Genomic DNA, 15,417 nt, shown 5'->3' with positions numbered 1-15,417 from the left:
TACTTACAACTAGTTAACAAATAGTAAGTTGTGTTATTTAGAAGAATTTTTGCTGGCTATCGGCGTCTTTAAAAAACATTTTTATAAGACGAAAACAAAATAGATATAATGGTACCTGTTGAAAGGTGAACTCAAGTTTAACAAGAGCTTATATAAGTTTGAATTTTACTTATATACTTTTCTCGATTATTAGTTGCTTGTATTTAGTACAAAAATAATTCATCGATAAAATTTAGTAAGGAGCAGAGCTATGAAGCTGATAAAAGTTTTAAAATTAAAGGATAAATACGAAATCAAAGCCTTGGTTAGTTATAAATTCTTGAATATTCATTTTCTATCAATAGAAAAATCTTTCACTAAAAAAGAAGGATATGATTGCTGGTATAGTACAAAAAATAATAAAAAAGTATCAGAAGCAAGGAAATTAAAACTTGATAAATGGTTAAAAACTCATCAGAAATTTATTGAAAAAATTTAAGCTTTCGTTCCATTAGAAATAGAGATGAAATATTAAATAATTTGTATAGAATACAAATGCCTCCTTTCTTTCCAAATTTTTTAGCCATACCTTTTAGAGTTTAATTTTATCAATTACTATGTATAAAATTTGTTTTCAATTCATAGTAAATTAATAATTACAGCAAAATTAGCTAAAACAAGTATAAAATTTTTCTAAATACTATTAAGTCCATTGAAATTCCTAGTACTTTAACGGAGACTATTCAACCAAAAAAATAATTCAAATGAGTAAAAGAAAAAATTTCGCACGCTTTGGAATGGCTGCAAAAGGGGCAGTATATTGTTTAATTGGGGTTTTAACCGCTCTGGCCGCCTTTGGACAGGGAGGAGAAAAATCTGGTAGCAAAGGTGCCTTACAATATCTTGCAGAACAATCTTATGGCCAAATTTTATTGGTTATTATGGGAATTGGTTTATTAGGTTATCTTTTCTGGAGAATGTATCAGGTTTTTGCCAATCCTAATGAATTTGAAGATAATTTGAAAGGTTACGGTAAACGTATAGGATATTTTATTAGTGGACTTATCTACGGTGGTCTGGCCTTTTATTCTTTAAAATTAGCTTTTGGAAGCGGTTCTTCCAGTGGTTCAGGTGGAATGATGGGAGGAATAATGTCTGGTTCCAATGGAGATACCATAGCCATTATTATTGGTGTTGGAATTGCAATCAAAGCAATTTATGATCTTTACCGTGCATATTCGAATAAATTTAGAGAAGAAGTGGAAGAAGCAGGTATGAGCCGAAAGGAACAGAAATTACTTATCAATGCAGGAAAATTTGGGCATACTGCCAGAGGTGCTGTTCTTGGATTAATGGCGTATTTAACCTTGAAATCTGGCCTTTCCAGTGGGAGTAGTGTAAAAACTCAAACAGATGCGTTTAGTTATATACAAGCTGAATTTGGATCTATTGTCTTAGGAATAGTGGCTATAGGTCTTGCCGGTTATGGTGTTTATATGCTTATTAAAGCAAAGTACCCTTCTATATCTGTTGCAAGTAGCAATTAAAATTTAAGAAGCATAAAATATAAAAAGCCTGTTAATTGATAGATTAACAGGCTTTTTAAGTTGGGGTAGGAGACTAAATTTCGCCTTCTTGTATTTCTTTAAATTCAATACATCCCTGATTTCTATAAGGAGTTACATGGCAATTTTGATAATTGATCTAATAAAGCTTATCCCTGGAATAGATAAAACTTCTGTTTTATCAGGATTTTTATAACATAGAAAAATGATAGTAATACGCAGTAAAATAACTTAGCATGTTATCTCAGTTTCGATAAGAGCTTTAGAAGTCCGTGATTTTTTAATGGCAGTTAATTCTTTACATTTTTTATTATAACTGACATATTTAGCTTTGAGGAATATCCTTACTTATTTCCAGGATGTTTTTTACTTTCTCCTGTAATAATTTAATTTCAAAAGGTTTATAAATAAAATCTGTAGCTCCCGCAGCCTTACACTCTTCTTCAACATCTGGAAGTGCAGACATCATGAGAATAGGAGTATTGTAAACCTCTTCGGTTTTTCTGATTTGAGTACATATATCTGTCCCATCTATACCAGACATTAGCTTATCCATTAATACCATATCAATATCTTCATCTGTAAGTATATCAATTGTCACTTCCGGCTTTTTAGAGAGTATAATATCATAACCTTTAAATTCGAGTATATCCTTTATCATAAGGCCAAGGTTATGATCATCTTCTACAATAAGTATTTTATACATTTCTACAGATTGATTTTAGTTGGTAATAGATTTTATAGTCAATTTATATACAATACCACTATTTTTTAAGCGAGCGCTGAATTTAAAATCTTTTCAATTTTTGAAAGCAATATATTTTTCTCAAAAGGTTTTTCAAGGAAAGCCGACGCCCCCGCTTGTAAACAATTCTCTTCAACTTCAGGAAGAGCAGACATCATTAGAATAGGAATTCTACTGGTAGATTCGTTTCCCTTTAATTCTTTACACACCTCTATACCACTAATCCCAAAAAGAAAATGATCCAGAAGTATCACATCAATTTTCTTTTGATGAACTATGTTTAAGACATCTTTCGCTTTTTCAGACACAAATACTTTATATTTATTAAATTCTAGTATTAGTCTTAGCATTTCCCTTATCACCCGATCATCCTCAATCACTAAAACTTTACGCATTTTCACTTTTTTGTTGATTTACTTTTAGTTATCGTTGGTATAGTAAATATAAATTCAGAGCCTTCGCCTTTATTGCTTTTCACAGCTACATTTCCACGGTGTCGTTCAATTATTTCCTTTGCCAGAAATAAACCAATACCAAAACCAGAATAGGTTTCATCATTTTTTTGACTTACACGATAAAATCTTTTAAAGATGTTCTTTAGATGCTTTTGGTCAATCCCAATACCATGATCCTTCACACTTACAGAAACTTTGTTATTACCAGACTCAAAAACACGTACTTCTATATTCTTATCATCGGGTGAATACTTAATCGCATTGGTAATAAAATTAATGAGTACCTGGCCAATCCTATCCATATCGCCACACACCTCAAAACTACCCTCGTGATCTATATCTATATTAGATTCTCTGCTGGAGTATTTAATATCCTGGATAGATTCATCAATCAGATCATTTAGATTAAAAGCTTTTTTATGTAGTACCATCTTATCACCTTCAATACGAGATAAATCAAGTATTTCTGCAATAAGCCGGGTCAAACGAGACACCTGGCTGTCTATTCTTTCTAAAGAAGGTTTTAAGGGAATAGAATCTAAATTAATTTCGGTACTGGCCATTAACATATCCAACAGTAACTGGGTGTATCCCTTAATTGAAGTAACCGGCGTCTTAAGTTCATGGCTTACCATTTTTAAGAAATCTTCCTTTCTCTTTTCTTCTTCCTTTAGTTTCTGTATTTCTGTAGTTGTACCTATCCAGAATTTTATCTGTTCTTTTTCGTCTTTTACCGGAATAGAACGAACCAGGTGCCAGCAATAATCTCCACTTTTATTTAAGATTTGAATTTCCATTTCAAATGCATCACCAGAATCTACAGATTTTTTCCATTTTTTCTTTATCTCCCATTTTTCTTTAGGATGAAGGAATCCATTTAAGCTCGTTTCTTTTAATTCATCACGAGTTAAGCCCGTATAATTTAGCCAGCTTTGGTTATAATATGTTACCTCTCCTTCGGCATTTGCTTTGGTAATTTTATCTGGAATAAGCTCTGCCAGTTGCCTAAAATGTTCCTCACTCTTTCTTAAAGTCGCTTCAGCCTGTTTTTGAACTTCAATATTTGTAAAAGAACCAAACCACTTCATAATTTCCCCATCAGGATTATAGTAAGGCATGGCTTTGGCCAGGTACCAGTTATAATTTCCCTCTTTCAATTCCAGCCTTGTTTCTTTGGTAAACGATTTACCGGTATCTATACATTTATTAAATTGATCTTTAAATTCTTTAAGGTCATCTGGATGAATTGCTTCTTCCCACATCCCATCTTTAATAGATTCTCCGGAATTGATACCCGTATAATGTTGCCATTGCGGATTAAAAAACTCGATATTTCCTTCTGCGTTTGAAATCCAGATTAACTGGGAAATTGAATCTACTAGTAATTTGAATTTAATTTCACTTTTTTCAAGGTTCTTTTCGATCAATCTTTTATCAGTAATATCACCAAATACCAATAATATCAACTTTTCACCACCTTCTTCTCTGATAATTTCCCGTCCATTAAGCAACATGGTCCGCTGGCCAAGTCCCGGAAAATCATGGGTGATCTCATGATCGTAAAAACTGGAATGCTTCGGAAGAATTTCTCTTAGTAAATTCTTTAATTCCGGAATATTCCATCCTTTATTTTCCAGATCAAATATTGCTTTACCTTCAATCTCAGATTCATCTAAGTGGAACTTTTTATAAAATGCAGCATTTGCCGATTTTACATTCAAGCTTTTGTCCAATACTACCAGTGGTTCTCTAAGGGTTGAAACGATATCTTGGGAATAATTTTTAGAGACCGTTAATCGCTTGTTATTATTTACCAGCTCATCATTTAATGTAATCAATTCTTCATTGGTACTCTGCAGTTCCTCTTTACTGGTTTCTAATTCTTCATTTAAACTTTGCAATTCTTCTTTACTACTTTGCAACTCTTCATTGGCACTTTGTAATTCCTCGTTTGTTGCTTCCTGGTCTTCGGTTATACTCCGCATATCTTCGCGGGCATGGGAAAGTTCCTGCTCCAGCTGGTGAATACGGGCGTCTTTAGAGTTTTCAGTAGATTTTATGGTCTGGCTTGCTTCCAGTTCAAAACCATCGTCATGAAAAAGAATTAAGTAATAAGGCTCTACCAGATTAGGCAAAAGCATCGCTTCTAGAGAAACAATAAATTGCTGGCCATTGGTCTCTACCGGAATATTTTTTTTGATAACTGATGGATTGTTACTCATCTCATCGGTTAATTCTTTTTTTACTTTATGCAGGATATTCCTTAACTCAAAAGACAATCCCATTTTTGCCATTTTCAGCAGATTATGAGTTGGCTTTCCGGAATATTGTTCCAGGAATTTACTGGTATTGCCTCTAAAATAAACAATATCCATAGCTTCATTTACAACTACTCCGGAAGGACTGTATTTTCTCAGGATAAGATCATCTGCAGACTTTTGAAAATTAGTTTTTTTATTTTCAGAAGGTGGTTCGCTATGAGATTCCAAATCTTCCTCAGATGGCGCATTACTTGGTGACGGCTTGTACCTACTTGTTTTATCTTTTCTAGAAAATAATTTATCATCCCTTTCGGCCACTGTAAAGAATTCTGAAGCGCTACTAATGGTCTCGGATTTCCCTAGTAATAATAATCCGCCCGGATTTAGGGCATAGTGAAAATTAATAAGGGCTTTCTTTTGAAGGTACGGTTGCAGATAAATTAAAACATTCCTACAACTCATAAAATCCATTTTCCCAAAGGGTGGATCTTTTAAAAAATTGTGCAGGGAGAATACGCATAGTTCTCTTAAATCTTTATGTACATGATAGCTGCCATCGGTTTTAGTGAAATAAGTTTCAAGTATTTCATTGGAAATCCCTTCAACTTCATTCGCTTTATAAATTCCTCTTCGTGCTTTAGAAATGGCAATTTCATTAATATCTGTCCCGAATATTTGAATTTTATAATTTTGTGTTCCTTCTTTTTGGCTTTTTAAGTATTCCAAAAGAGAGATCGCAATGCTATACACCTCTTCCCCGGTACTACAACCCGCAATCCAGACTCTTATAGTTTTATCTGTATTTTTATTCTCTAAGATCTTCGGAAAAACACTGCTGGACAGGTTTTTAAAAATTTCCTGATCCCTGAAAAAATTAGTCACCGGAATTAGTAAATCCTGGTATAATAAATCCTGCTCTTTGGCAGTATTTCTTAGATACTGAAGATATTCTGTAAGAGTTTGCTTATTGGTCAAAGCTACTCTACGCAGAATTCTTCTGCGGATGGTTGTTTGCTTATAATAGGTAAAGTCTATTTCTTTTCGTATTCGTAATAATGCCAGTATTTGCTGAAATATTTCTGATTCTTTTTTACTACTGGAAGACTCTTTTTCTTTCTTAACCGGCTTCTTCGCATCCTTTGTGGTCTTCTTTTTTATTTCTGAATCCTGATCCGAAATCAACTCTTCTCCCTGGTGAGTATTAAATTCAACTTTATTGATAGTTTTTGCAACATCCAGGATTTTACCGGGAATTTTACCTGGGGACATTATAAAATCTACCACATCTGCTTCCGCAGCATTTTCAGGCATCGCCGGGTAGGCTGCAGATTTTTTATCTTGGGCAAAAGTTATTCCTCCATGATCTTTTATAGCTTTTAAACCTTTCGTTCCGTCAGAACCTGTGCCAGATAGGATTACACCAATAGCATAGGAGCCATATATCTTTGCAAGCGAAGTGAGAAACGAATTAATGGGCTGGTAAGGAGAAAGGTCGTTGCGTTTATCACGAGCCTTTAAAACCATCTCCTTATTCTGAAAGCTTAAAGTTTTATTACTTGGGATCACATAAATATGGTTGGGTTTTACCTCCATCTTGTCCCTGATCTCTTTTACCGGAATTTTCGTATTCCTTTGTAAAATTTCAGGCAACTGGCTTTGATGTTCAGGATCCAGGTGTTGTACAAGTATGAACGCCATCCCAGAATCTTCAGGCAGGGCTTCGATAAAAGTATTAAAAGCCTCCAGGCCACCGGCAGAGGCACCAATGCCCACGACGCAGAATTGTTTGGACGTTTCTTTAGGTTTATTGGTCTGGTTTGGTTGGTTGTCTTGTTTCATTAATTTATCCAATTAAAACGAATAAGCCTGGAACATAAAAATCCGGCATTTCGAGCAAGGGAATTTAAGGAAGTTTAAACAATTATTAAATTATTATAGAAACTTAAATATCGTGAATATGTTTATGTAAAAAAGCCAAAAAATTTCATCTTGTAATTTTGTATAGATTCAATGTGAAATAGTCCGTTCCTGTTAACAATCCCCAATTTGAAAAATTCCCGAACCTATATTCACATTAAACCTATAAAAAGTGAGGTTTTCGTCTAAAAAAAACTCGAAAGCAAATATATTCATAGATAGATCCCAGGCTTAACTATTTAGCTACAAAAACTAACAAAATACTTTAGATATGTTATTATTTAGAATATTTAACATAACTATTCGTTTTTCAGTTTTTTCATATGATTGGGACTGTCTTTCCATAATGCAGACCAACCTCCACCATAGCTTTTTGTTACCTTTCCACCAAATTTTCCAGTCCTATTCCCGAAAGTTCTTCGCTAATTTTTCTCTCAAATAAAAACCTAAAAGCCAACTGCTTCCACTTATATGCCACCTCCTTAAATTAAAAAGGAATGCTAATCTATTTATTGAAGTTGTAAACCATCCTTCTCAATAAAATTTGGTCTGTAGATTATTGATCCAGAATTTAACGTAGCTTTTATATTCGTTTACAATCTTTTGTTAATCATTAGAGCCGCCTTTATTTAATTTCTAATTTAAGGTTTAAACCAAATATTTAATCTCAAAAATTTAAAATTATGAGTATTATAAAAGTGATTGAAGTTCTTGCAACTTCTGATGAGAGTTTTGAAGCTGCTACTAAAAAGGCAGTAAGTGAGGCGGCTAAAACGGTTAAAAATATTAAATCTGTTTATGTTAAAGATATGAACGCAAAAGTGGAGAATGGAAATCTCGTATCTTATGGGGTAACTGCTAAAATATCCTTTACAATAGGATAATATACTGTAACCTTAGAATGGGTTGTCCAAAAAAGATAAAGAGTCTTCGAAGGAATCTTTGGAACTTTTTTGGACGATCCTATTCTTTTCTATTGCTCGACAACACCTTAATACCTTCGCAATATATTTATATCCCATGGCTGAAAAAGAAAAATCAAATGAAATCGAAGCTGAAAACCGTGAATGGCTCGAATCCTTTAGGTGGATATTAAAAAATGAATCTCCGGAAAGAGCTAATTATCTTCTGAACTTGCTAAAAGTTGAAGCGGTAAAGAACGGTATCTCTCTAAAAAAAAACATTAATTCCCCCTACATTAATACCATTGCCACCCAGGATGAGATCGCTTATCCCGGAGATCTCGAAATTGAAGAAAAATTAATGGGGATGATCCGCTGGAATGCCATGGCCATGGTAGCTAAAGCAAATAAAAAAAGCGCCGGCATTGGCGGGCATATTTCTACCTATGCTTCTATTTCAAATTTATGGGAAGTAGGTTTTAATCATTTCTTTAAAGGAATTGATGAAGGACGTGGTGATAATATTTATTTTCAGGGACATGCTTCTCCCGGGGTTTATGCAAGGGCATTCCTGGAAGGCAGGTTAGATAAAGAAAACCTGGAAAATTTCCGCAGGGAAATTAAATCTGAAAAAGGCATAACTTCATACCCACACCCACGTTTGATGCCTGAATTCTGGAATCATCCCACAGTATCAATGGGACTGGCTTCCATAACTGCCATTTTCCAGGCACGTTTTAATAAATACCTGGAACACCGAGGACTTATAAAAGAAAACAATCAGAAAGTCTGGGCTTTTCTGGGGGATGGCGAAATGGACGAACCTGAATCTCGTGGAGCCATTAGCATTGCCGCCCAGGATAAACTGGACAACCTTATTTTCGTGATTGACTGTAATTTGCAACGTCTCGACGGGCCGGTTCGTGGAAATAAAAAGATCATTCAGGAGCTGGAAGGCGTTTTTAAAGGAGCAGGCTGGAACGTGATCAAAGTTCTTTGGAGTAGTGACTGGGATCCTATTTTCTCCAAAGACAAAAATCATAAGCTTATCCGGAAACTGAATAAAATACCGGATGGGGAACTACAAAAATATGCCTTTGAAGAGGGTTCCTATATGAGGGAACATTTATTTGAAGATGATGAAGACCTGAAAAACCTGGTTAAAAATCTATCAGATAAGGAATTAAAGGAATTACGACGTGGTGGACATGATCCCGTGAAGATCTACAATGCCTATAAAGAAGCAGTGGAACATAAAGGTCAGCCTACGGTTATTTTGGCGCAGACCATCAAAGGATACGGGCAGGGGGATGCGGGTGAAGCCAGCAATGTTTCACACCAGACCAAAAAAATGGATAAAGCCGGATTAAAACATTTCCGGGATTATTTTAATGTGCCTATTTCAGATGATGATTTGGAAGATATTCCTTTTATAAAGCCGGAAGAAGATAGTGAAGAACTTAATTATTTAAAGAAACATCGAGAAGATCTTGGAGGTTTTGTTCCGAAGAGAGAAGACAAAAGTGAAGTTTTAAAAGCGCCTGATGATTCGGTTTTTAGTAAATTTTTTGAAGGTTCTGGAAAAGACGAAGCGGCTACCACCAGTGCGCTTGTACAAATGCTAAGTAAATTACTGAAAGATGATAATGTGGGGAAAAACATAGTCCCAATAATTCCTGATGAATCCCGGACTTTCGGAATGGAATCTTTATTTCAGCAGGCCGGGATCTATGCGGAAGGAGGCCAGAAATATGAACCGGTAGATAAAGACAGCCTGCTCTATTATAAAGAATCCAAAGAAGGGGTGATCCTGGAAGAAGGTATCACTGAGGCCGGTTGTACCAGTGAATTTATTGCCGCCGGTACCGCTTACATCAACCAGGGGCTAAATATGATCCCTTTCTATTTTTTCTATTCCATGTTCGGATTTCAGCGTACGGCAGATCTTATTTGGGCCGCCGCCGATGCCGGAGCGAAAGGTTTTTTAATTGGCGGAATTTCCGGAAGAACAAGTCTGCCGGGAGAAGGCTTACAACACCAGGATGGAAACAGCCATTTATATGCCCTCGCTTTTCCAAATTTAAAAGCTTATGACCCAGCCTTTGCCTATGAAGTTGCCATCATCGTAAAAGAAGGCATTAAGGAGATGTACACCGAAAAAAAGAATTACTTCTATTATATGACTGTGGGTAACGATACTTATGCGATGCCAAAAATGCCCAAAGGCAGCGAAGAAGGATTATTAAGTGGAATGTATCGCTTTCAGAAAACTTCGAAAAAATATAAGAAAAAAGCGCATCTCTTCGGAAGTGGTGCTATTATGAAAGAAGTGCTGCAAGCAGCAGAGATCCTCGAAAAAGATTATAATGTGCGTACCGATATATGGAGTGTGACCAGTTATAAAGCTTTATATGATAATGCGCAGGATATAGAACGGGAGAACAGGCTTAAATCCCAGATGAATAAAGAAACCAATTATATAGAAGATTGTCTAAAGGATGAAAAAGGGGTTTTTTTGGCAGCAACAGATTATGTAAAAGCTTTGCCGGAAGCGGTGGCGAAATATTTTCCACAGAAATTAACGGTGCTGGGTACCGATGGTTTTGGCCGGAGCGATGCCCGGGAAGAATTACGGAATTTCTTTGAAGTAAACGCTGCGCATATTGTTTATACGGTTTTATATGAGTTTGCGCTACAAGGTGAGATAAAATCTAATGATTTAAAAGAAGCCGCGAAAAAGCTGAATATAGATCCTAAAAAAATAAATCCCAGGACCTCATAAATCCGTCAACTAAAAAATAAAAGCATGGCTAAAGAAATAAAGATCCCACAGATCGCAGAAGGAGTAGAATCGGCTACCGTGACCGAAGTGCTGGTTAAAGAAGGAGACAGCATAGAAAAAGACCAGTCGATCATCGCGGTTGAATCAGATAAAGCTTCAGTGGAAATTCCCAGTCCGCAGGCGGGAACTGTAAAATCCATTTCGGTAAGTGAAGGGGATGAAGTAGAAGTGGGTGACGTGATCCTGGAGTTGGAAGAAGGGGACGCTGAGGAGGATCCTGAAGAAGATAAAGAGGAAGAGAGCGAGAAAGATAACGAGTCTGAAAAGGATGAGGATTCAGAAAAAGAGGATTCAGAAAAAGAGAATTCTGAGGAAGAAGAAAAAGAGGATAAGAGTAAAAAAGATAAAAAAAGCACATCAGAAGAAGAGGATTCAGGCAGTTCTGAAGAAAAAGAAAAAGCTTCTGAAAATAAGGAAGAAGATGCTGCTGATGAAGATGGCGAGGATTCTGAAACAAAAAAGAATAAAAAAGATCAGGATAACGACTCTGAAGATAAGAAGGATTCCAAAGGAAAAAAGAGTAAAAAAGATCAGGAAGATGATTCCGAAGATTCTGAAAAAGATGATTCCAAAGATTCTGAAAAAGAAAAAACTTCGAGAACGGAAGATGTAGCGGCGGCGCCGGGGGTTCGGAGATTTGCCCGGGAACTTGGTGTTGATATTAGTGAAGTAAAAGGCAGCGGCGAAGCTGGTAGAATCAGCAAAGAAGATGTGAAGGCTCATAATAAGGGAAGTAATAGCCAGCAAGGAAAAACTTCCAATGATCTATCGCTTCCGGATTTCAGCAAATGGGGAGAAACCGAACGAAAAGCAATTTCGGGGATCAGGAAAGCGACGGCAAAGAATACTTCGGCGGCGTGGAGCACTATTCCGCATGTATTTCAGTTTGACGAAGCCGATATTTCAGACATTGAAGAGCGTATGGAGAAACTTCAGGAAAAAGCTGATGGAAATCTTACCATTACTGCTATTCTCGCTAAGATATCGGCCAGCGCTTTAAGACAGTTCCCTAAATTCAACGCCAGTATCGACATGGAAAACGAGGAAATGATCCTTAAGAAATATGTGAATATCGGGATCGCGGTAGATACTGAAAAAGGCCTGCTGGTGCCTGTAGTTAGAAATGCAGATCAAAAAACAATTATCGAGATCTCTACTGAAATCACTGAATTAGCGGAGAAAGCCCGGAACGTGAAACTCAGCGCCGAAGAAATGAAGGGTGGAAACTTCACCATTTCCAATCTTGGGGGAATTGGTGGTACTAATTTCACTCCTATTGTTTATCATCCGCAGGTAGCTATTCTCGGGGTCTCCAGGGCGAAGAAACAACCGGTGTATAAAGATGATGATACTTTTGAAGCACGGGATATTCTCCCGTTGAGCCTTTCTTACGATCATAGAATTATTGATGGTGCAGAAGGTGTGCGATTCCTGCATTGGATTTCCCGTGCGCTTGAAGATCCTTACGAAGCTTTATTGGGAGCTTAAAAACCTGAAATTACTGTCAAGCTGAGATCTGTGGTAAAAAATTATCTAATGTAGGGAATTGAATTATTGTTTAGGATGCTTGTTTTTTTTTCCATTGATGAAAAATGCAATCCTCTTCCTTTGGTCGTCGGTTGCAAGCAAAATCTAGGCTTACGAAAGTTTATCTAAATTTATCGTTTAGCACCTAAATTTTAGGAACTCGCTATGGAGATTCAATTTCAAAGAAGAGCTTGATTAGCTCAAACAGCCTAAAATTTAACGGTGCTTTCACTTCAAATTTTACGTTAAACTTTCGATAGGCCGGGAATATTTGAAATTAACTGTTTAGCCTCATCGTTACCATTTTTAAAGAATATGCCAATGATAGCGCAGTCGAAGTTTTGAGATACTAATAGTTAAGTAACCTTCGACTACGCTCAGGCTGACAAACCTTAATTATAATACATTTTTGATATTCTCAGTTGGTGAAAATGTAAATAGAAAATTTATAATCTATGTCTAAGAATGAGAAAAAAGAACTTATCATCATCGGAGCCGGTCCCGGGGGTTATGCCGCCGCTTTTCGTGCTGCCGATCTTGGTTTAAAAGTGACCCTGATAGATCCAGAAGCCAATCCCGGTGGGGTTTGCCTTTATCGCGGTTGTATCCCTTCCAAAGCCTTGCTGCATATAGCAAAAGTAAAACAGGAAGCTATGCAAGCAGCCGAATGGGGAATCGAGTTTGAAAGTCCGAAGATCGATCTTAAAAAACTTCAGAAATGGAAAGATTCAGTGGTGGAAAAACTTACCGACGGACTTGGTCAGCTTTCAAAAAGTAAAAAAATCGATTACATCAAAGGAACTGCTGAATTCATTTCCGATAAAAAAATAAAAGTAAACCCGGTAGAAGAAGATCCTTACGAACTAGAATTTGAAAATCTTATTCTGTCCACCGGTTCTGTGAACGTTTCCCTGCCCGGAATAGAGATTGATCACAAGAAAGTAATTGATTCTAAAGATGCGCTGGATTTAAACAAGATCCCCAAATCTATGCTGGTGATCGGCGGTGGTTATATTGGCCTGGAACTGGGCAGTGTATATGCCGCTTTAGGTTCAAAAGTATCTGTGGCTGAAATGACTTCAGGATTCCTTCCGGGCGCAGACAGGGATCTTGTAAATGTATTTGAAAAAGAACATCCTTTTGAAGCACTTTATTTTGATACCAAAGTAGAAAAGGCTTCGGTTACTAAAAATAAGGTAAAAGCAACCTTGAAAGGCAAAGATGATAAAACCAAAGAAAAAACTTTTGATCAGATATTAGTTGCCGTGGGGCGTAAACCAAATACAAAAACTCTGGCGCTAAATATGGCAAATATCGAGCCGGACGAGAATGGCTTTCTTAAAGTAAACCGACAAAGGCAAACGAAAAAAAAGAATATTTATGCCATTGGTGATCTTACCGGCGAACCTTTACTCGCTCATAAAGCAACTTATGAAGGCAAGGTTGCTGTAGAGACCATTGCCGGGGAAAAAGGCGCGGCTTATGATCCAAAATCTATTCCGGCGATCGTGTTTACCAATCCGCAGATGGCCTGGTGCGGACTCACCCAGGAGGAAGCCAAGAAAAATAACATTGAAATTAAAGTCCTAAAATTTCCCTGGAGCGCTTCTGGTCGTGCTGTAGCAGTAGGTAACCCGAATGGAGTTACCAGGCTTATTGTTGATAAAAAAACCGGAAGGATCCTGGGTGGCGGGGTAGCGGGAAAAAATGCCGGTTCGTTAATATCAGAAATCTCCCTGGCCATAGAAATGGCAGCAACGGCAGAAGATATTGCGTTAAGCATTCATCCGCATCCTACACTTTCAGAAACAATTATGGAAGCTGCGGAAATATTTTCAGGCAGTCCTACGCATATATCTAAAAACTCTTCAGAATAATTGGCCTATCAACGAGGTTAAAATGACTTTCATCGATTATAGATTTTGCAGCCTAAAAATATGCTATTCTGCAACTGAAAATCTATTTTCTAAAAGCTTCGTTAAAATAATAAAATAGCCATAATCTTTAATAAAACTGATTATATAAATCCGTAGAAAGCTAAACAAACTCTGTAATAATATATTTTCGATGGTTAAAACGAAACTATTGAAATTAATACAAGTTAATTCGCTTCCTCTAGAACAAGTTATCGAGAATATAGCTAGCGTCCTACAAGTTGACTACCAGGAAAATTGCAATGAATTTTTTATAACTATACCTCCAGATTTAGGAGAAGGTTTTATTAGGGGAATTAGCTTTAAAAGTGGACTTGGCCTGATGCAATATGACTGTACTTTTAAAGAAGATGTAGAAATCCAATTTATAGTAAATAGGGTTCATCCATTAAAATTTCTCTCCACTCTTAAAGGAAGTTTGGGACATCGTTTTGAGAATCAGCAGGACTATCATGAAATTCAGCAATATCAATGTGCTATTGTTGCCAGTAACAATCATCACGGTCATATCTTGTATTTTAAGGCTAATGTTAGCACTAGTTTTAATAGTCTCGAAGTTGCTCGAAAAGATTTTTTAGATAGAAAGGAATGTGAACTCAAAAAGCTTTCTAATGGATTGGAAGATCTGTTTCATGATGTTGAAGCCACACATTCATTCTATCACGAGGGATTTTATAGCCTTCAAATTGCCGATATATTCCAGGAAATAAGGGATATGAATGAAAAAGACTTTCTAAAAAACCTCTTTTTAGAAGGGAAAATTTATCAGGCGCTTTACCAGCATATACTTCAATACCAGGATGACATTACAGATGAAAGCAACAAGTATTTGCTAAGGAGATCTGAAATTAATCTTATTAAAAAGGCGGCAGATATCATTGATAACGAAATTACTAATACCGGAACTATAGAAAGTATTGCCAGAAGGGTGGGTTTAAATGGAAATAAACTACAAACAGGATTTAAAAAATTATACAAAGCAACGGTGAACGGCTATATACAACAAAAGCGTTTAAATATTGCTAAAAGCCTTTTGAGGAGTACAGATCTTAATATCTCTGAAATTGTGGATCAAATTGGATTAAACAGTAAAAGTTATTTTTCGAGAATATTCAAGGAAAAGTATGGATTATCCCCTTCAAAATTCAGGTCTAAACATTTATCGAAAAACTAAAGTATGGTGAGTGCAAACAGTTTATTTTAAATGATTTAAAGAGAGTTATTACTATTAAAAACCAGCTTCTTAATTGCTTTCTATAAATAACTCACAATTTAAAGCTCACTCCGGAT

At 36.2% G+C, this 15,417-nt stretch carries 10 protein-coding genes; 7 read left to right on the top strand and 3 right to left on the bottom strand.

Annotated features, from left to right (window positions below; translation table 11 throughout):
- Positions 1-250: 250 nt before the first annotated feature.
- Positions 251-478, top strand: a complete 228-nt coding sequence (locus tag GFO_RS07925; RefSeq protein WP_011709568.1) for a hypothetical protein — start codon at positions 251-253, stop codon at positions 476-478.
- A 265-nt stretch (positions 479-743) separates the two neighbouring features.
- A complete protein-coding gene (locus GFO_RS07920; RefSeq protein WP_011709567.1) occupies positions 744-1,526 on the top strand; it encodes a DUF1206 domain-containing protein in 783 nt (260 codons plus the stop codon).
- Positions 1,527-1,869: 343 nt separating this feature from the next.
- Here GFO_RS07920 and GFO_RS07915 read toward each other — a convergent pair whose 3' ends face one another.
- The 3 genes from GFO_RS07915 to GFO_RS07905 form a co-directional block, all read right to left on the bottom strand.
- A complete protein-coding gene (locus GFO_RS07915) occupies positions 1,870-2,250 on the bottom strand; it encodes a response regulator (RefSeq protein WP_011709565.1) in 381 nt (126 codons plus the stop codon).
- A gap of 65 nt (positions 2,251-2,315) precedes the next feature.
- A complete protein-coding gene (locus GFO_RS07910; protein ID WP_011709564.1) occupies positions 2,316-2,684 on the bottom strand; it encodes a response regulator in 369 nt (122 codons plus the stop codon).
- Between the two features lie 2 nt (positions 2,685-2,686).
- Complete coding sequence (locus GFO_RS07905) at positions 2,687-6,844, bottom strand: chemotaxis protein CheB (RefSeq protein ID WP_011709563.1); 4,158 nt, start codon at positions 6,842-6,844, stop codon at positions 2,687-2,689.
- Between the two features lie 761 nt (positions 6,845-7,605).
- Here GFO_RS07905 and GFO_RS07900 point away from each other — a divergent pair.
- From GFO_RS07900 to GFO_RS07880, 5 genes are all read left to right on the top strand, one after another.
- Positions 7,606-7,806, top strand: coding sequence for a dodecin family protein (locus GFO_RS07900; RefSeq protein WP_011709561.1), 201 nt, complete (start codon positions 7,606-7,608; stop codon positions 7,804-7,806).
- A 136-nt stretch (positions 7,807-7,942) separates the two neighbouring features.
- Positions 7,943-10,606 (top strand): pyruvate dehydrogenase (acetyl-transferring), homodimeric type, encoded by a 2,664-nt coding sequence (gene aceE, locus GFO_RS07895; RefSeq protein WP_011709560.1) that lies wholly within the window; start codon positions 7,943-7,945, stop codon positions 10,604-10,606.
- Positions 10,607-10,630: 24 nt separating this feature from the next.
- Positions 10,631-12,154 (top strand): 2-oxo acid dehydrogenase subunit E2, encoded by a 1,524-nt coding sequence (locus GFO_RS07890; RefSeq protein WP_011709559.1) that lies wholly within the window; start codon positions 10,631-10,633, stop codon positions 12,152-12,154.
- A 494-nt stretch (positions 12,155-12,648) separates the two neighbouring features.
- A complete protein-coding gene (lpdA, locus tag GFO_RS07885; protein WP_011709558.1) occupies positions 12,649-14,070 on the top strand; it encodes a dihydrolipoyl dehydrogenase in 1,422 nt (473 codons plus the stop codon).
- Positions 14,071-14,278: 208 nt separating this feature from the next.
- The gene (locus tag GFO_RS07880) at positions 14,279-15,301 is read left to right on the top strand and encodes a helix-turn-helix domain-containing protein (RefSeq protein ID WP_148264606.1); all 1,023 of its coding nucleotides are present in this window, start codon (positions 14,279-14,281) and stop codon (positions 15,299-15,301) included.
- Positions 15,302-15,417: the final 116 nt, after the last annotated feature.

It is taken from the genome of Christiangramia forsetii KT0803 (assembly GCF_000060345.1).
Lineage (GTDB): Bacteria > Bacteroidota > Bacteroidia > Flavobacteriales > Flavobacteriaceae > Christiangramia > Christiangramia forsetii.
This window is presented reverse-complemented; position numbering and strand designations above follow the sequence as displayed.